Below are 16,930 nucleotides of genomic sequence, written 5' to 3'. Positions count from 1 at the left end.
GTTTAGTGTTCTATTCTTATTCACTTTGACCAATCATTCTATCACGTCCCCAATTATAAATTGTTTCTAATGCTGGAACAAGCTCTATGCAGTTTTCGGTTAATGAATACTCCACTTTTGGAGGAATTTGATTTAACTCAACTCTATTTACAAGTCCATTTTCTTCTAAACTTTGAAGAGATCTCGTAAGCATTATATTTGTAATGCCAACTAAGCTTCTTTTGAGTTCATTATAGCGCATTGTTTTATTTTGATAGAGTTTCCATAATATGGGCAATCTCCATTTTCCTCCTAAGATATCCATGGCATGTATCATTACACAGTTGCGACTTGAGACAATTTCTTCATGTTCGATTTTTTTCATTATATCCTCCAAATAAGGCACAAAAATGTGCGTACTTGCATATTTGTTTCTTATTATTTATATTGAGTTTAACATCTAAAATAAAAAAAGAAAACAAGTAAAAAATATCAGAGAGGAGATTTAATATGAAAAAAATCAAATCAAAATACCATTAGGCGCTTTAGTTGAAATAGATGCTATAGCACATATGTAGAAAAGGAGGATAATTATGCTGAAATATTATGTAGCTGATGCATTTGCAGACAACATATTTGAAGGGAATCCAGCTGGAGTTTGTATACTTGAGCAATGGATTTCGGAAGAAAAGATGAATAAAATAGCGAAAGAAAATAATTTGTCAGAGACGGCTTTTGCAGTTAAAGAAGGAGATAATTATTCACTAAGGTGGTTTACACCTGATGGAGAAATTGACCTTTGTGGACATGCAACTCTTGCAACCGCATATATCTTATTTAGATTTTATGAAACTGATTCAAATGTAATCCATTTTAATACTATAATGAAAAATTATCATCTTATTGTAACTAAAAAAAATGATTTGTATGAAATGGATTTTCCAACATTAATACCTGAAAAATATAATTTGACAGATTTAATGATTGAAGCTTTAGGAGCTCAGCCAACTGAGGTTTTGAAAACTCATAGAGATTTAATATTTATTTTTGATTCAGAAGATACTGTAACTACTTTAAAACCTGATTTTGCAAAACTTAAAGAAATTCCAGAAGGGCTATCAGCTTTTGTTACAGCAAAAAGTGATAATTACGATTTTGTGGCTAGAGCATTTTGGCCTAAGATAAATATTAATGAAGACCCAGTATGTGGATCGATGTATTGCAGCCTTATTCCTTATTGGAGAGAGAAGATAGGACTTGATAAAATGGTAGCGAGACAGGTTTCAGAGCGTGGGGGAACAGTGTATTGTGAATTTAACGGAGATAGGGTTAAATTAAGTGGAAAAGTAGCTCTTTATTCTATAGGAGACATATGTGTGGATGAATAATTAGATTTTACTAATAAGATTTAAAATCCAACTAGTGCATAGGAGGTAATCGGATGAAAGCGATAGAAATATCTGAATTTGGTGGGCCAGAAGTTCTAAAGTATAAAGAGGTTGCTGAACCTAGTCCTAATAAAAATGAAGTTAGGGTGCGGTTATTTGCGGCTGGAGTCAATCCGAATGAGGCATATATAAGAACTGGGACTTATTCGTTTTTTATTCCTAATTTACCCTATATTCCTGGCTTTGATGGAGCTGGAGTTGTAGATGAAATTGGTGAAGATGTAAATAATATAATGGTTGGGGATAGGGTTTTTGTTGCTGCTTTACTTGCGAATAGAAACACAGGAACATACGCCCAAAAAGTTGTTTGTGATGCAAGTGTAGTTCATAAGTTACCGGATTCAATATCATATGAGGAAGGTGCTTCTCTTGGAATACCAGCTTTAACAGCGTATAGAGCGTTGTTTCATAGAGCAAAAATAAAACCAGGAGAAACAGTATTAATACATGGAGCAAGTGGAGGGGTAGGTTCTTTAGCAGTTCAAATGGCTAAAGGAATAGGAGCTATAGTAATAGGCACAGCAAGCTCAGATGATGGAAAAAAATTTATAGTTACTTCAGGAGCTGATTATGCAATTGACCATGTTAATGAAAATAATAAAGAAGAAATAATGTCTATAACTAAGAATAAAGGGCCAGATGTGATTATAGAATTTTTGGCAAATATTAATTTAGAAACAGACTTGAAAATAGTTGCTCAGTATGGTCGGATTGTAGTTGTTGGGAACCGTGGGAATATAGAGATTAATCCTAGACTAGCTATGATTAAAGAAGCAGATATTTTAGGCTTAGCTCTGTGGAATGTACGACCGAAAGAATACAATGAAAGTTTATATGCTGTTGAAGCTTTACTAAAATCGGGATTATTAAAACCAAAAATGGGAGATGTATTTAATCTGGAAAATGCAAAGTTAGCCCATGAGCAAATAATGAGCAAAAAATCACCTGGAAAGATTGTACTTTCCATTGATTAAAAAGGATTGATTATGCTTGAATATTTGTGGATATTATTAAGATAAACATATTTTAAAATACCCATAGAGCAAAATTAATTGCTTTATGGGTAAAGGATATGCTATTTCTATGATGAGTTTTACTAGTGATAAATTTATTAACTATCCGTTAACTATTTTTCCCCCATTTATATGAATCGTTTGACCAGTTATAAAGCTAGATGCATGCTCCCAAGCTAAAAACACATAAGCTTCTGCAAGCTCAAGAGGTTGACCTGGCCTTTTGAAAAGAGTGTCTGCTCCAAAATTATCTACATGGTCTTTACTAAATGTAGATGGGGTAAGTGGAGTCCATATAGGACCAGGAGCCACTTGATTTACTCTTATTTTTTTATCAGAAAGGTTTATAGCAAGAGATCTAGTAAATGAAGAAATAGCACCTTTTGTAGAAGAATAATCTAAAAGAACAGGATTACCTTCAAATGCAGTTATAGATGAAGTATTTATTATGCTACTTCCTTCTTTCATGTGTGGGAGAATTTCTTTTACTAAATAAAACATAGAAAAAATATTGGTTTTAAACGTTTGTTCTAGTTGCTCATCGCTAATATCTAGTATACTTTTTTGTGGATGTTGCTCAGCAGCGTTGTTTACTAAAATATCAATCTGATGAAATTTATCTATTACTTTTTTGATACTAGCTTTACAAAACTTAGGGTCGGATATATCGCCTTCTATACCTAAACTTGTAACTCCGAGGTTGTTTATATATTTAAGTGTATCTTGTTATATTCTCTACCAGGTCGATTATTTAGCTGCTGTACATTAATTTCCTCTGATGATGGAAATTTAATTTCAGACATTTGTAATCCTCCTTTTTATAACATAAGAAACTACAAAATGTGCAAGCATAAAAAATAACTTATAAAAAAGTTATATATATATAAATACCCTATATGGTTTTAGATAAACTATATTAACTATGCCAAAAAAAGTTGAAAATTATATTGAGTAAAAGTCTAGCGAATAAAAGGATAGTTATGTATACACAAAAGACTATCATTTTTCTTAACACAGGATTATCTACCTTATTTTTTAATATTTTTTTTGCTTTATAATAAACATCAGTTGTTTTATAGATATATATAAAACTTATAATTAAAGGTATTAATATTATAAAAAAAAGTAAAAATATAATAAACTTTATGCCTTCTTGATTTACCATAAAATTATTCTCCTATCTTTGTTTTGTATAAACATAATTAGTTATATTTTTAAGAGAGTTGTTTTTCGACAGGATTTTTTATTTTAGATTTAATTTAAATTGAATATTTCTAAAACCAAGCCTTTTAATTTAACTTCTTTATAGTAATCGTCAAAAGTATATTTATATAAAATGTCATCTTTGTTATCATCTGTTTCATAAGATTTAGCCTGAGCTTCTTTAAAATTTTTAAAGTGTTTTGGGATCATATCATCTTTTGGTGATTCACCATTGACTATTATATCTGGAGGCCCAACTATGCTTTGATATTCCCAGAAATATTTGAAATCATATACTGTTGATTCTTCATCAACAAATTTAACCCCAGCAGTATATCTATCACCCCAAACTTTATCTCTACCAGACCAAGAGTCTTCAATATACTGAAAATCATCTGTTTTCTTTAGAAAACTATGAACAGCATGTAAAGCTATATCAGAACGTATCTTATGTTTTGCATATGAAAAATAAAATATACTAGAGAAAACAATAAAAACAACAATAATAACTATAATTTTTTTAATTAGTTTATTCATAATAAAACACTTTCTTTTTTATCAAATTGAGGTTAAAAGAGCTGCCCAAAATAATCCTAATGCCAACAGTAAACCAGCTAATATTGATACAAAAAATTTCAAATTTTTATTTTGTATTTTTGTTTTCTCTCCAAATAAATTCGCAAATTTATTAAACAGTTTTGGAGAAATTAATAATATAGACATTTTAAAAAACAAAATAGCTGACAAACTCATCATAATCCATTTAATCATAATTAACTCCACTAATAGATTTTTAAAACTTAAATATAGTCTAGCATTTTTTATAGGTATATAAATTACTATAAAGAAACAATTATAGTAATTAGTTATAAATTATATGAATGATGAGAATTGAACTCTTTTTCTAACTCGCATTTTTATAAAAATAATCTTTTATAAAGAAACTTGTAAAGAACTTGAGGTATTTAAAAAAGCGAGTAGAGAATCTATGAATGTATCATATATTTTTGCTTTAATATCTAACTCAAATTATTTATAAAATTAATGATAGGGGGAGAAAATATGATTAAGAAAAAATACATATTTTACATAATTATTATTGTAACTATAATTAGTATTATTATATCCTCAACCTTTTTGTTTTCTAATAAAGAGTTAGAAATGAGAATTAATGATGTGAATGTACAAGAAATTTCTTCTGACCAGATAAAAGAAGACCTTGATGTTTTGGTAGAAGCAATTAAAAATACTGGAACTGACTATATAGTAGACCAGAGGGTTTTCAATTTTGATATTGAGGATTTTAAAAATAAACTATATAAGAAAAACAAAGGTGAGTATACAGTCAGAAATCTATATGAAGTTTCCAAAGATGTATTGCCTAATAAAAATAGACACACCCGTTTAATGGAGCCTAAAGAAATATTAACAAACAAGACTTCTTTGTATTCTGAGAAACTTGAATCTCGCAAAATGAGATATGAAACTATAACAATAGAAAAAAATGAAAGTCTAAATAAAATGCTCAACAAATCAGCAGGCATCAGTAATTATAAAAATGATTTTTTTACTTCTTCGCTTTCTAATTCTGCAAATGGAATTCCGACAATGAAGATTTTGGAAGAAGGGAAGACAGCATATATAAAATTCCCGACATTTTCTATAAACGATTCCTATAAAATACCTATGAGTTATTTTATTGAAGAAATAAAAGATTACGATTACTTGATTATAGATATATTAGGAAATACTGGGGGCAAAATCGAACCATGGCATGATTTAATGAGTGAATTGACATCTACGGATCTTTATATGGAGTTTTATGTAGGATATAGAGATACTGAAATTGCTAAGATTGTAAAAGACGAGGCATTAGAAGGAAAAGCGACTAAAGGTGCGCCAGGATTTGAGAATTTGGAGTTTGAAGAAGTCCAAAGCCTGCCAAAAACCATGGATAATATCAATCAAGAAGATATTTCTAAATTGAAATATTATCTCAAGATAAAGGATAAGATAGAAGCAAAAAAGGAAAACAGCTTCAATGGAAAAATATATCTTCTAATAGATAATAAATGTTTTTCTTCAGCGGATTTGTTTGCTCATTATGTAAAATATACTAAATTTGCTACTATTGTAGGAAGCCCTGCAGCTGGAGATGGAACAGGTGGAATCGGATATCTGTATTTCCCATTTCCAAACAGTGGATTCATCTATCAGATACAGTGCGCATACGGATTCAATGATGATGGAAGCTCTAACTTTGAATCGGGAACCGAACCGGATATTGTAGCCGCAAGAAATAAAGAACTCGATTATGTGTTAAATGAAATAAAGAAAACTGAAGTTTCTCCAAAAAAATAACAAAAGCCTTGCATTTGCAAGGCTTTATGTTTGTTCTTCATATTGGTGGAGATGAGGAGAATCGAACTCCTGTCCGAAATCCATTCAATAAAAGCTTCTACGAGTGTAGTTGCTGAATTTGAATTTCGCTTACTGGGCGCCCCAACAACTAAGCTCCCTATCAGCTACATCTGAATTATTCTACTTTATGTCCAGATATCCACAAAGCAGTGCCCTACTATCTGACGTTTTCATCCAAGTCGTAGGAATCTCGGTGAAAACGAGCAGCAACTAAGCCGCTAAAGCGTAATTTTCGTTTGCGTTTAATTTAAGTTCCCCATAGTTTTACGTGATAAAGAGGAGTTACACGACTCGCTACCCGTACCTTCAAGACCCCGTCGAAACCATTACATCCCCGGTTGCAAACGTAGTATCTTAATGATATATTAACACAGAATCTTCAAAATTACAATTTACATAGAGATTACAAAATGAGATTCAAATGCTTAGTTTATGATATAGGAATAAAAGTTTAAAAGTGTTAAAATATACATAACATTTATATTATAGCAAAAGGAGAGCTTAATTATGCCTTGGAAATTAAAGTATGAAAAAGATGACGATATGGTAGCTTTAGATTTTGAAACAAAAAATCAACTAGATGATTATATTAAATCAAATAATCTAGAGCATGCCTGGAAAGTAGTAGAGCAAATTAAGGCTGTTGTTCCAGCTGATAAAGAATAAGCTAAATTTCCATAAGTAGAGCCATTCTGCCAGAGCTTTCTTTATCTCTTCTGTAGGAATGAAATCTCATATCAGAAAAAGTAGATAGGTTGCTCAGGTAGATATGCTCTTTTAAGAGGTTGTTATCAAGGGCAACTCTTTGAATTATAGATACCAAATCAATATGATATTTGTTAGCTTTTTTAGAGATTACTTCATCAGCAAAACTAAATGCATTACGAAATATTTTAGCTACATCCTCATCTACCTCAAAATCATCATATCCTATAGATGGCCAGATAAAGCAGTGAATATCTGATGGCTTTGAATCATAGTTTGAAATCATATCAGTTATTGCTGATTCGATTATTTTTAGTGATGTGCCTTTCCAGCCTGAGTGAACAGAAGCTAAAACTTTATTTTTAGTATCCCACAAGGTTATGGGTGTGCAGTCTGCATACTGAGTTATCAAGGTAATATCAGTTATGCTTGTTATAAGTCCATCTGTATTATCTAGATATCTGCCTAGGAAAAATTTAGTTCCATCCGTTAAGGAGTTTATTATTCCTATGTTTTTGTCGTGGATTTGCTGTGCAAAGTAGGTTTGCTTTGAGTTTAGCTTAGCAAATGCTTTTGCTTTATCATAGTTTTGAATTAGGTTTGATTTATCATTGTTTGTTTTTACTCCCATATCTTCTGGATATGTTGTAAAGCAGTGCTTGATTCCGAGGTTACTTAGCTCGTCCCACTGCATATAGCGTGATGATTCAGAAGCAATAAATTTAAGAGACATTGTTACCTCCTAGATTATTTTGTTTAATTTAATGGTAATTTGAGTATATCATATCATAGCATGAGTATCGATTCTTATATGATGTTTGTTGGCTTTATAAAAAGGAGATTGAGTGTTATGAAGTTTAGTGAAGGCTATTTTGATAGTCAAGGAGACATCAAGGTATACTATTATAGCTGGGTTCCTGAAAAACCAAAAGGAGTTATCCAGATAGCTCATGGAATGTGCGAGAAGGCTCTAAGATATAGTTATGTAGCTGAAAAATTAGCACAAAATGGATATGTAGTTTATGCAAATGACCATAGAGGGCATGGCAAAACAGCAGCTATGGAGTATGGATATATGGGCAAGGGTGATGGATTTTTACTTATGGTGAGAGATATGAAAAGCCTCACTGATATTATTGTGAAACAGCATCCAAATCTGCCGATATTTTTGCTGGGACATTCTATGGGCTCTTTTTTGAGCGTAAGATATGTTCAGCTTTATGCGAATCTTCTTTCAGGTGCTATTTTTTCTGGGACGGGAGGATTTGACCAAGTAGCATCAAGTAGAGCAGGAGCAAGGCTTGCTAGAATTTCTATGAGCATTTTTGGACCGAAAAGAAAGGCTTATTATATAGAAAAGACCACTAAAAAGCTATTTAATAAAAGAATAGATAAGGTTATTACTGGGGCTGAGTGGTTATCTAGAGACAACAAAGTAGGAGAAGATTTCGCAAGTAAAGCAGATTTGGGTTTTATCTTTACTTCTTCAGCATATTACTATATGTTTAGAGGGATAATAGAAAATTTTAATGAAGCAAATATGAAAGCTATTCCTAAGTCACTTAAGATATATTTATTCTCAGGGGAAGAAGACCCTGTTGGAAATTATAGTGATGGGGTAAAATATATGTATAGTCTTTACAAAGACAAACTAGGCATAGAGGATGTTACTCTCAGACTCTATGAAGGAGCAAGACATGAGATGCTCAATGAAATCAATAAGGATGAAGTAATAGAGCACCTGATTGATTGGTTAAATAATAGGAGTTAGTACGATTTGTAATAGATTTGAGATGAATTAAGGAGGAGTTATTTATGGTAAGTATAGACATTCCAGGTAAAGGGAAGATGAATATAGAAAATCTTGTACTTGATTTTAATGGTACGATAGCCTATGATGGCAACATTAAAAATGGCATTAGAGAAAAAATCCAAAGAGTACATGAGATGGGAATAAACGTATATATTTTGACGGCAGATACTTATCATCAGGCTGCTGAGCAGTGCAAGGATATGCCTGTTACTTTAGAGATTTTTGATGTGGATAACGCAGCTCTTAGCAAAAGAGAAATCGTGAATAACATAGATTCAAAGCTGACTATGACTATAGGAAATGGAAACAACGATGTAGAGATGTTTGAGGAAAGCATATTATCTGTTGCAGTAATAGGAGATGAGGGATGCGCAGTAAAAGCTATTTTTGCAGCGGATATCATAACTAATAATATCGACGATGCGATTGATTTATTATTAAATCCACATAGAATCAAGGCTACACTTAGAATGTAAGAACTAGAAAGGAGTGCGCTGATGCTTAGAATTTTTAAAACTATAGATGATGTGACTGGCGAGATAGATGAAATGGAAGATGGCGCATGGATATATATGGTTAGTCCTACCCCAGAGGAAATAGAAACCGTAAGGCTCAGATACAACGTAGATGAGAGCCACATGAAAGCAGCACTTGATGAGGAGGAAAGCCCTCGTATAGATGTTGAGGATGAAAGCACCCTGTTTATAATTGACGTCCCAGTTCCTCAGGAAGACCCTAGTGGTAGGCTTTATGGAACTATTCCTATAGGTATAATTATTGCAAAGGAAGCTATTATAAGCATATGTACTAAAGATGTAAAGATTCTTACTGACCTTATAAAAGGACGAATGAAAGGCTTTTATACTTACAAAAAAACTAGAATTATACTTCAAATCATGTACAAAGTAGCTACTTATTTCTTGCTTTATCTAAAGCAAATTGATAGAGTGAGTGTCCAAGTAGAAAGAGAGCTTCACAAATCGATGAAGAATAAAGAGCTTATTCAGCTATTATCTTTAGAAAAATCCTTGGTTTACTTTACGACGTCCTTAAGAGCAAATGAAATGGTGTTTGAGAAGATGCTAAGGCTCGATGCAGTTAAAAAGTATCCAGATGATAAAGAATTACTAGAAGATGTAATCATAGAAAACAAACAGGCTATAGAAATGGCAAATATCTATAGCAATATACTAAGCGGTACTATGGATGCCTTTGCTTCTGTGATTTCAAATAACCTAAACATAGTGATGAAAGTGCTTACATCTATTACTATAGTTATGGCTATACCAACTATTATCGCAAGCTTATTTGGAATGAACGTGCCAGTGCCTTTTGCTGCCAACCCAATGGGCTTTTGGATTATTATTTTTATAGCATCAGTGATGTCTTTTTTAGCTGCGCTAGTTATGGTGAAAAAGCAGTTGTTTTAATAGCAATAAAAGACAGTGTAAACTAAGGATCTATCATCCGAAAATATACACTGTCTTTTATTATGGATTTATAATATACTCAGGAGCAACCTGCGCCTCATCTGGATTTTCTGTGTAATTTTGTATTTTGTCACTTGAAGGTTCATCTGATTCTTTTGGAAGTAAAGGAAGCTCTTTTAAAAGATTTTTTGCTCCATTAAGATGAACATCGTTATGAGGGACAAAAAACATTTTATAGGAGGTATAAAATGATATTGAAAATACAATGGCAAACAGAGAAAGAATGATGACTAAGTATAGTATAAATCTTATAATTGCGTGTTTTAGTTTATTTTTCATAATCCACCCCTGAGGCTATTATACCCAAAAATAATAAATGAAATACAATTTTTAGAAAATTAAAATAGCTTTTCAGGAATAAACATTTATGTTATAATCGCGGATGATTGGAGGGGAAATTATGGTAAGTAAGAGACAGCTGACAAATATTTTGGAAAATACTCCTGTAATACCTGCTATAAAAAACGAGCAAGGATTGAGGAAGGTAATAGAAACAGATAATAAAATAGTATTTATTTTAAATGCGGATATTTTAGGAATAAGAAATATAATTGAAACTTTGAAAAAACACGATAAAATTCCATTTATCCATGTAGACATGATAACAGGATTTGCATCAAATCCTATAGTTATAGATTATTTAGTTTCCCAATATAAAAATGAATGTGGAATAATAACGACAAAATCAAGCATGATAAAAAAAGCTATGGAATCGGATGTAAGGGTAATACAAAGATTATTTGTATTAGATTCACTTTCTATAGAAACCAATATCCAGCAGATAAAAAAAATTCGTCCTGACGCAGTAGAGATTATGCCTGGAATAATTCCTAGAGTTATTAAAAGGATTAAGTCAGAAATACCTGAAATTCCAATAATAGCAGGAGGACTTATTGAATCAAAAGAAGATATTATGGATGTATTAAAAAGTGGAGGAATAGCTGTATCTACGAGCAAAGAATCTCTATGGGATATATAGAGTAAAGAAAGTGAAATCTATAGGTTATTGATATCAATATCTTTTGTCTAGATTAATATTTAGAATATTTAAAATAATTAAAAAAATTTAGGAAAACGTTTGACAAAATTTAAAACCTAGGATAATATAATTACAACAAGTCCATATAAAATTTATTTTCAATGACAGGAGATGGGAGAGTCGTGAAATTTCACGATTCTCCTTTTTTTGTTTTTTGAAAATAGGACTAACAATTTAAAGGGGGTTTTACTATGATTTCACCGTTTTTAGCAGAAGTAATTGGAACAGCATGTATTTTACTTTTTGGTAGTGGAGTAGTTGCAGGATGTGTACTTAAGGATTCAAAAGCCGAAAATGCAGGCTGGATAGTTATTACTTGGGCCTGGGGTATAGGCGTAATGCTTGGAATTTATGCATCAGGAAATATAAGTGGTGCTCATCTTAATCCAGCAGTAACCATAGCATTGGCTACTATAGGAGAGTTCCCTTGGGCGAGCGTTCCATCTTATATTTTGGCACAGTTTATAGGAGCATTTTTAGGATCGACTATAGTATGGGCAGCTTATTATCCTCACTGGGAGAAAACAGAAGATAAGGGAGCAAAGCTAGCAGTGTTTTCAACAGGACCAGCTATTAGAAATCTTCCTGCAAACCTTTTGACAGAAGCAATAGGAACTTTTATATTAGTTTTTGCAATACTGTTTATTGGAACAAACAATATAGCTGATGGTATGAATCCTTTTATAATTGGACTTTTGATATTGGGACTGGGGCTTTCATTTGGAGGACCAACAGGTTATGCTATTAATCCAGCAAGAGATTTGGGACCAAGAATAGCACATGCGATACTTCCAATAGCTGGAAAGGGTGATAGTGACTGGGGATATGCTTGGGTGCCAGTTGTAGGACCGATAATTGGTGGAGTACTAGGAGCTTTGACTTTTGCTATGATATTTTAATAAATGCGATTAGGTTTATGATTTTTGAATATATATCAAAATAAGAGAATAATTAGGAGGATATTTATGAAAAATTACATACTTGCATTAGATCAAGGTACAACTAGCTCTAGAGCAATAGTATTTGATAAAGACGGTATGATAGTCGGAACATCTCAAAAGGAGTTTACTCAGATTTATCCAAAGGCTGGATGGGTAGAGCACGATGCCATGGAAATATGGGGAACTCAAAGTGGTGTAGCTAGAGAGGTTCTTGAAAAAACAGGAGTTAGACCAGAAGAGGTAGCAGCTATAGGAATAACAAACCAAAGAGAGACTACAGTAGTTTGGGATAAGAATACAGGAAAGCCTATATATAACGCTATCGTATGGCAATGTAGAAGAACTGCTGCTATATGTGATGAACTAAAAGCAAAAGGCTTAGAAGCTTCAATTAAAGAAAAGACGGGTCTTGTTGTGGATGCATACTTCTCAGGAACAAAGGTTAAGTGGATACTTGACAATGTAGAAGGAGCCAGAGAAAAAGCTGAAAATGGAGAACTTCTATTTGGAAATATAGACACTTGGCTAATTTGGAATCTTACAAGAGGAAAGGTTCACGTAACTGATTATTCTAATGCTTCTAGAACCTTGTTATATAATATCAAAGAATTAAAGTGGGATGATGAAATTTTAAGTGAATTAGGGATTCCTAAATCAATGCTTCCTGAAGTAAAACCTTCTAGCTGTGTATATGGACATACTGACCCACAAACTTTTGGTGGAGCAGAAATTCCTATAGCAGGAGATGCTGGAGACCAGCAAGCGGCATTATTTGGACAGGCGTGTTTTGAACCAGGAATGGCAAAGAACACATATGGAACAGGATGCTTTATGCTTATGAATACAGGTGAAAAGCCAATTGAATCTAAGAACGGCTTGCTTACAACTATAGCTTGGGGAATAGGAGATAAAGTTGAGTACGCTCTTGAGGGAAGTATATTTATCGCTGGAGCATCTATTCAATGGCTTAGAGATGAACTAAAGCTAGTATATGATTCAGCTCAATCAGAGTATTATGCAAATTTAGTTGAAGATACAAATGGAGTTTATGTAGTTCCTGCGTTTACAGGACTCGGAGCACCGTACTGGGATATGTATGCAAGAGGAGCAATACTTGGACTTACAAGAGGTTCAAAGAGAGAGCATATCGTAAGAGCAACTCTAGAGTCTATAGCTTATCAAACAAAAGATGTTTTAGAAGCAATGCAAGAGGATTCTGGAATAACTCTTAAAGCATTGAAGGTAGATGGTGGCGCTGCTGCTAATAATTTCCTTATGAGCTTCCAATCTGATATCTTAAACGTACCAGTTAGAAGACCTCAAGTTCTTGAAACTACTGCTCTTGGAGCAGCATATCTTGCTGGCCTTGCAGTAGGATTCTGGAAAGACCAAGATGAGATTAAAGATAAATGGGCTGTGGATAGAGAATTTGAAATTAGCATGGAAGAAGATTTAAGAAACAAGAAGTACAATGGCTGGAAAAAAGCTGTTAAGAGAGCTATGGACTGGGAAACTGAAGAATAAAATATATTAACAAAAGCTTATTAGAAAATGGAGAAAAGCTTAGGCTTTTTCTCCATTTTTTGAATTTTGGACATAGTTTAGGAGGCGTAACGATGTATGATGTTACAATAATAGGAGCAGGGGTAGTAGGAGCTAGCATTGCTAGAGAGCTATCTAGATATAAGCTTAAAACTCTAGTTTTAGAAAAAAACATAGAGGTTTGTCAGGGGACGACCAAGGCAAATAGTGCCATAGTTCACGGAGGCTATGATGCATATGAGGGCAGCTTAAAGGCTAAGCTAAATGTATGGGGAAACAAGCTTTACTCTCAGCTTACAGAAGAGCTAGAGGTTTCTTTTGATAGAATAGGCTCGCTAGTTGTTGCATTTAATGAAGAAGAAATGAAGGAACTTGAGGTTTTATACAAAAGAGGGCTAAACAACCAAGTAGAAGGCTTGGAACTAGTAGATGGAGATAGAGCTAGAGAGCTTGAACCGAATTTATCAAAAGAAGTTATAGGAGCACTTTATTGTAGTAGTGCTGGAATAGTATGTCCTTTTAATATGACCTTTGCTTTGATTGAAAATGCTATAGAAAATAATGTAGAGCTAAAAACAAGTGAGATGGTTGAGTCTATAGAGAAACTAGATGAAGGATTTAAAATAACAACATCAAAATCAGAATATAAAACAAAATACATAGTAAATGCCGCAGGTCTATATTCAGATAAAATTGCTAATCTTATAGGAGACAATGAATTCGAAATTCTTCCTAGAAAAGGAGAATATAGAATTTTAGATAGAAATGCAGGAGATAATGTTACAAAGGTTATATTTCAGGCACCTACTAAGGTAGGCAAAGGGATATTAGTGGCGCCGACTGTACATGGAAATGTAATAGTAGGGCCAACAGCAGATAATGTTGATAGTGTTGAAGATACGACAACTTCAAGCTCAGGAATTGAGAAAGTTGATGAGCTATCAAGAAAATCAATACCGAATCTTCCTCTAAATCAAAGCATAAGAGTTTTCGCAGGAGTGAGAGCATCTAGTAATAAAAAAGATTTTGTGATTTATCCTTCGAAAAATGCCAAGGGATTTATAAATGTTGGAGGAATAGATTCGCCAGGGTTAGCATCTTCACCTGCTATTGCAAAGTATGTAGCGAAGCTACTTAATGAGCAAGGACTTGAATTAGAAGAGAATCCATCATTTAATCCTAAGAGAAAGGCTATTTTAGGATTTGAGCATATGAGTCTTGAAGAAAAGAAGGAAATCCTAAAGCAAAATCCTAAATACTCCAAGATAATCTGTAGATGCGAGAGTATAACAGAAGGAGAAATAATTGAGGCTATAAAAAGACCAGCAGGAGCTAGAACTCTTGATGGAGTAAAACGAAGAGTAAGACCAGGCTCTGGAAGATGCCAGGGAGGATTTTGTGCACCTAGGGTTATGGAGATTCTATCTAGAGAGCTAAACATACCTATAGAAGAGCTAGTTAAGGAAAATCACGGTTCAGCCCTTGTAGACTCAAAGATTAAAGGCGGTGACAAGTAATGAAGTATGAAGTAGTCGTAATAGGAGGAGGACCAGCTGGACTAGGAGCGGCTGTAGAAGCAAAAAAATGCGGGGCAAACTCAGTCCTTATAATAGAAAGAGACAGAGAACTTGGTGGCATCTTGAATCAGTGTATTCATAATGGATTTGGACTTCATGAGTTCAAAGAAGAATTAACAGGACCAGAATATGCACAGAGATTTATAGAGCAGGCTAAAAAATCGGATATAGAAATAATGCTAAACACCATGGTTTTGAATATAGATGATGAGAAAAAAATAATAGCACTTGGAGAGCAAGGAATTATGGAAATACGGGCAGGTGCTGTTGTGCTTGCTATGGGGTGCAGAGAAAGAACTGCTGGAGCTATTGCAATTAATGGATACAGACCAGCTGGAGTATATACAGCAGGAATGGCTCAGAGAATTATAAACATGGAAGGCTATATGGTAGGCAAGGAAGTAGTTATATATGGCTCTGGAGATATAGGTTTAATTATGGCGAGAAGAATGACTCTCGAAGGAGCTAAGGTAAAGGCTGTTGTTGAGATTATGCCATATTCTAGTGGACTTTATAGAAACATAGCACAATGTCTTGAGGATTATGATATCCCTTTGATGCTATCTCACAATATCCACGAGATTCATGGAAAGGATAGAATAAATGGAGTAACAATTTCAAAGGTTGATGAAAATAGAAGACCTATAAAAGGCACTGAGGAATTTATTTCATGTGACACCTTACTGCTTTCTGTTGGCTTAATACCAGAAAATGAGCTATCTCAAAAAGCAGGGATAGCAATTGATAAAATTACTAATGGTCCAATAGTTGATAGTAAAATGCACACTCAAGTGGATGGAATTTTTGCTTGTGGTAATGTTCTTCATGTGCACGATATAGTAGATTTTGTAACAAAAGAAAGCCGAATAGCTGGTAAAAATGCAGCCTATTATGTAAGACAGAGCCTAAATAAGGACAGCTATGTATCTACAAAAAGCGATAAAGGAATAAGATATATTATGCCTCACAAAATACTATTAAACAGCGAAGAGGATGTAAATCTTTATATGCGTGTAGATGGAATATATAAAGATTCAAAAGTTATAGTAAAATGCGATAATAAAGAGATACTTTCTAAGAAAATGAGGCATATGATACCTTCAGAGATGATTAATATAGTACTTAAAAATGAGCTTATAAAAGATTTGTCTGGAGAAATAACTGTGGAAGTGGAGGGCGAAAAACATGCATAGTGAATTGACTTGTATAGCCTGTCCTATGGGGTGCAGGCTTCAGATAGAGGAAACAGAAAATGGTTATATCATTGAAGGACATACTTGCCCAAAAGGCAAAAAATATGCACTTCAAGAATTAGAGGATCCAAGAAGAATGGTTACATCTACTGTAAGAGTAGAAAACGGATTTTTGGCTTTAGTTCCTGTAAAGACAGCAGAGCCAATTCCTAAAAACTTGATATTTGATGTTATGACTCAAATCAATTCTGTAGTAGTAGAAGCTCCAGTACTTTTAGGCGATGTTATAGTTAAGGATGTAGCTGGGACAGGGATAGATATAGTTGCAACTAGAGATATGCCCAAGAGCATCTAAGTAAAAAAAAGAGATAGTATAGTTCAAAACCATAAAATTTAGTATGGAATTTGAATTGATTAAGGATAATTTAAAAATAAAAAAGATAAAGATACAAAATAAAAGATAAAAAATATCAAAAGAAAATGATTATCATTTCTCTAAATGGATATCTATATTAACAGATAACAAAAAAACTTTATATATAAAATATTAGATATTTTGAGGAGAG

Annotated in this window: 19 protein-coding genes and 1 other RNA gene; 13 read left to right on the top strand and 7 right to left on the bottom strand. The window is 33.2% G+C overall.

Translation table 11 applies throughout. The features are described from left to right. Positions 1-16: 16 nt before the first annotated feature. Positions 17-364 (bottom strand): winged helix-turn-helix transcriptional regulator, encoded by a 348-nt coding sequence (locus CLOST_RS09925; protein WP_049779792.1) that lies wholly within the window; start codon positions 362-364, stop codon positions 17-19. A 208-nt stretch (positions 365-572) separates the two neighbouring features. Here CLOST_RS09925 and CLOST_RS09920 point away from each other — a divergent pair, with 208 nt between their 5' ends. Both CLOST_RS09920 and CLOST_RS09915 read left to right on the top strand, forming a co-directional pair. Beyond that, on the top strand, positions 573-1,367 hold the full coding sequence (locus tag CLOST_RS09920) for a PhzF family phenazine biosynthesis protein (protein ID WP_013362178.1): 795 nt from the start codon (positions 573-575) through the stop codon (positions 1,365-1,367). Between the two features lie 53 nt (positions 1,368-1,420). Beyond that, the gene (locus CLOST_RS09915) at positions 1,421-2,401 is read left to right on the top strand and encodes an NADPH:quinone reductase (RefSeq protein ID WP_013362177.1); all 981 of its coding nucleotides are present in this window, start codon (positions 1,421-1,423) and stop codon (positions 2,399-2,401) included. A gap of 141 nt (positions 2,402-2,542) precedes the next feature. On the opposite strand, the gene CLOST_RS13805 is transcribed toward CLOST_RS09915, so the two are convergent. The 3 genes from CLOST_RS13805 to CLOST_RS09895 form a co-directional block, all read right to left on the bottom strand. Beyond that, the gene (locus CLOST_RS13805; RefSeq protein ID WP_081455111.1) at positions 2,543-3,148 is read right to left on the bottom strand and encodes an SDR family oxidoreductase; all 606 of its coding nucleotides are present in this window, start codon (positions 3,146-3,148) and stop codon (positions 2,543-2,545) included. A gap of 546 nt (positions 3,149-3,694) precedes the next feature. Continuing rightward, a complete protein-coding gene (locus tag CLOST_RS09900) occupies positions 3,695-4,180 on the bottom strand; it encodes a hypothetical protein (protein WP_013362175.1) in 486 nt (161 codons plus the stop codon). 21 nt (positions 4,181-4,201) lie between these two features. After that, a complete protein-coding gene (locus tag CLOST_RS09895) occupies positions 4,202-4,414 on the bottom strand; it encodes a hypothetical protein (protein WP_013362174.1) in 213 nt (70 codons plus the stop codon). Positions 4,415-4,705: 291 nt separating this feature from the next. Between CLOST_RS09895 and CLOST_RS09890 the strand changes: the two genes are divergently transcribed. Next, positions 4,706-6,004, top strand: a complete 1,299-nt coding sequence (locus CLOST_RS09890) for a S41 family peptidase (protein ID WP_013362173.1) — start codon at positions 4,706-4,708, stop codon at positions 6,002-6,004. A gap of 43 nt (positions 6,005-6,047) precedes the next feature. Here the strand turns inward: CLOST_RS09890 and ssrA are convergent. Continuing rightward, positions 6,048-6,400, bottom strand: a transfer-messenger RNA (tmRNA) gene (gene ssrA / locus CLOST_RS13800). Between the two features lie 171 nt (positions 6,401-6,571). Here ssrA and CLOST_RS13930 point away from each other — a divergent pair. Next, a complete protein-coding gene (locus tag CLOST_RS13930) occupies positions 6,572-6,730 on the top strand; it encodes a hypothetical protein (RefSeq protein WP_013362172.1) in 159 nt (52 codons plus the stop codon). Between the two features lies 1 nt (position 6,731). Here the strand turns inward: CLOST_RS13930 and CLOST_RS13600 are convergent, their stop codons facing one another. Beyond that, positions 6,732-7,502, bottom strand: coding sequence for a purine nucleoside phosphorylase YfiH/LACC1 family protein (locus CLOST_RS13600; protein ID WP_013362171.1), 771 nt, complete (start codon positions 7,500-7,502; stop codon positions 6,732-6,734). 117 nt (positions 7,503-7,619) lie between these two features. Between CLOST_RS13600 and CLOST_RS09880 the strand changes: the two genes are divergently transcribed. From CLOST_RS09880 to CLOST_RS09870, 3 genes are read left to right on the top strand one after another with little or no spacing between them, the layout of a single operon-like run. Then, entirely contained in the window at positions 7,620-8,540 is a 921-nt protein-coding gene (locus CLOST_RS09880; RefSeq protein ID WP_013362170.1) for an alpha/beta hydrolase, read from the top strand. A gap of 44 nt (positions 8,541-8,584) precedes the next feature. Next, positions 8,585-9,058, top strand: a complete 474-nt coding sequence (locus CLOST_RS09875; RefSeq protein WP_013362169.1) for an HAD family hydrolase — start codon at positions 8,585-8,587, stop codon at positions 9,056-9,058. A gap of 21 nt (positions 9,059-9,079) precedes the next feature. Next, on the top strand, positions 9,080-10,012 hold the full coding sequence (locus CLOST_RS09870) for a magnesium transporter CorA family protein (protein WP_013362168.1): 933 nt from the start codon (positions 9,080-9,082) through the stop codon (positions 10,010-10,012). A gap of 60 nt (positions 10,013-10,072) precedes the next feature. Here the strand turns inward: CLOST_RS09870 and CLOST_RS09865 are convergent, their stop codons facing one another. Next, complete coding sequence (locus CLOST_RS09865; protein ID WP_041487186.1) at positions 10,073-10,351, bottom strand: hypothetical protein; 279 nt, start codon at positions 10,349-10,351, stop codon at positions 10,073-10,075. Between the two features lie 121 nt (positions 10,352-10,472). Between CLOST_RS09865 and CLOST_RS09860 the strand changes: the two genes are divergently transcribed. The 6 genes from CLOST_RS09860 to CLOST_RS09835 all read left to right on the top strand — a co-directional run bounded on the left by CLOST_RS09860 (position 10,473) and on the right by CLOST_RS09835 (position 16,719). Next, positions 10,473-11,051 carry a glycerol-3-phosphate responsive antiterminator gene (locus tag CLOST_RS09860; protein WP_013362166.1) on the top strand — a complete coding sequence of 193 codons (579 nt, stop codon included), beginning with the start codon at positions 10,473-10,475 and terminating at the stop codon, positions 11,049-11,051. A gap of 251 nt (positions 11,052-11,302) precedes the next feature. After that, positions 11,303-12,010 (top strand): MIP/aquaporin family protein, encoded by a 708-nt coding sequence (locus tag CLOST_RS09855; RefSeq protein ID WP_013362165.1) that lies wholly within the window; start codon positions 11,303-11,305, stop codon positions 12,008-12,010. Positions 12,011-12,076: 66 nt separating this feature from the next. Further along, entirely contained in the window at positions 12,077-13,576 is a 1,500-nt protein-coding gene (gene glpK / locus CLOST_RS09850) for a glycerol kinase GlpK (RefSeq protein ID WP_013362164.1), read from the top strand. 92 nt (positions 13,577-13,668) lie between these two features. After that, a complete protein-coding gene (locus tag CLOST_RS09845) occupies positions 13,669-15,111 on the top strand; it encodes an NAD(P)/FAD-dependent oxidoreductase (RefSeq protein WP_013362163.1) in 1,443 nt (480 codons plus the stop codon). Further along, complete coding sequence (locus CLOST_RS09840; RefSeq protein WP_013362162.1) at positions 15,111-16,364, top strand: NAD(P)/FAD-dependent oxidoreductase; 1,254 nt, start codon at positions 15,111-15,113, stop codon at positions 16,362-16,364. The genes CLOST_RS09845 and CLOST_RS09840 overlap by 1 nt, the downstream gene beginning before the upstream one ends. Further along, on the top strand, positions 16,357-16,719 hold the full coding sequence (locus tag CLOST_RS09835; RefSeq protein WP_041487185.1) for a DUF1667 domain-containing protein: 363 nt from the start codon (positions 16,357-16,359) through the stop codon (positions 16,717-16,719). The genes CLOST_RS09840 and CLOST_RS09835 overlap by 8 nt, the downstream gene beginning before the upstream one ends. Positions 16,720-16,930: the final 211 nt, after the last annotated feature.

The sequence above is a fragment of the Acetoanaerobium sticklandii genome (assembly GCF_000196455.1).
In the GTDB taxonomy this organism is placed as follows: domain Bacteria; phylum Bacillota; class Clostridia; order Peptostreptococcales; family Filifactoraceae; genus Acetoanaerobium; species Acetoanaerobium sticklandii.
This window is presented reverse-complemented; position numbering and strand designations above follow the sequence as displayed.

What these genes read in the sequence shown, in the direction of transcription:
- CLOST_RS09925 (WP_049779792.1), bottom strand. Translation starts at nt 364, where the DNA reads ATGAAAAAAATCGAACATGAAGAAATTGTCTCAAGTCGCAACTGTGTA.
- CLOST_RS09920 (WP_013362178.1), top strand. Translation starts at nt 573, where the DNA reads ATGCTGAAATATTATGTAGCTGATGCATTTGCAGACAACATATTTGAA.
- CLOST_RS09915 (WP_013362177.1), top strand. Translation starts at nt 1,421, where the DNA reads ATGAAAGCGATAGAAATATCTGAATTTGGTGGGCCAGAAGTTCTAAAG.
- CLOST_RS09900 (WP_013362175.1), bottom strand. Translation starts at nt 4,180, where the DNA reads ATGAATAAACTAATTAAAAAAATTATAGTTATTATTGTTGTTTTTATT.
- CLOST_RS09895 (WP_013362174.1), bottom strand. Translation starts at nt 4,414, where the DNA reads ATGATTAAATGGATTATGATGAGTTTGTCAGCTATTTTGTTTTTTAAA.
- CLOST_RS09890 (WP_013362173.1), top strand. Translation starts at nt 4,706, where the DNA reads ATGATTAAGAAAAAATACATATTTTACATAATTATTATTGTAACTATA.
- CLOST_RS13930 (WP_013362172.1), top strand. Translation starts at nt 6,572, where the DNA reads ATGCCTTGGAAATTAAAGTATGAAAAAGATGACGATATGGTAGCTTTA.
- CLOST_RS13600 (WP_013362171.1), bottom strand. Translation starts at nt 7,502, where the DNA reads ATGTCTCTTAAATTTATTGCTTCTGAATCATCACGCTATATGCAGTGG.
- CLOST_RS09880 (WP_013362170.1), top strand. Translation starts at nt 7,620, where the DNA reads ATGAAGTTTAGTGAAGGCTATTTTGATAGTCAAGGAGACATCAAGGTA.
- CLOST_RS09875 (WP_013362169.1), top strand. Translation starts at nt 8,585, where the DNA reads ATGGTAAGTATAGACATTCCAGGTAAAGGGAAGATGAATATAGAAAAT.
- CLOST_RS09870 (WP_013362168.1), top strand. Translation starts at nt 9,080, where the DNA reads ATGCTTAGAATTTTTAAAACTATAGATGATGTGACTGGCGAGATAGAT.
- CLOST_RS09865 (WP_041487186.1), bottom strand. Translation starts at nt 10,351, where the DNA reads ATGAAAAATAAACTAAAACACGCAATTATAAGATTTATACTATACTTA.
- CLOST_RS09860 (WP_013362166.1), top strand. Translation starts at nt 10,473, where the DNA reads ATGGTAAGTAAGAGACAGCTGACAAATATTTTGGAAAATACTCCTGTA.
- CLOST_RS09855 (WP_013362165.1), top strand. Translation starts at nt 11,303, where the DNA reads ATGATTTCACCGTTTTTAGCAGAAGTAATTGGAACAGCATGTATTTTA.
- glpK (WP_013362164.1), top strand. Translation starts at nt 12,077, where the DNA reads ATGAAAAATTACATACTTGCATTAGATCAAGGTACAACTAGCTCTAGA.
- CLOST_RS09845 (WP_013362163.1), top strand. Translation starts at nt 13,669, where the DNA reads ATGTATGATGTTACAATAATAGGAGCAGGGGTAGTAGGAGCTAGCATT.
- CLOST_RS09840 (WP_013362162.1), top strand. Translation starts at nt 15,111, where the DNA reads ATGAAGTATGAAGTAGTCGTAATAGGAGGAGGACCAGCTGGACTAGGA.
- CLOST_RS09835 (WP_041487185.1), top strand. Translation starts at nt 16,357, where the DNA reads ATGCATAGTGAATTGACTTGTATAGCCTGTCCTATGGGGTGCAGGCTT.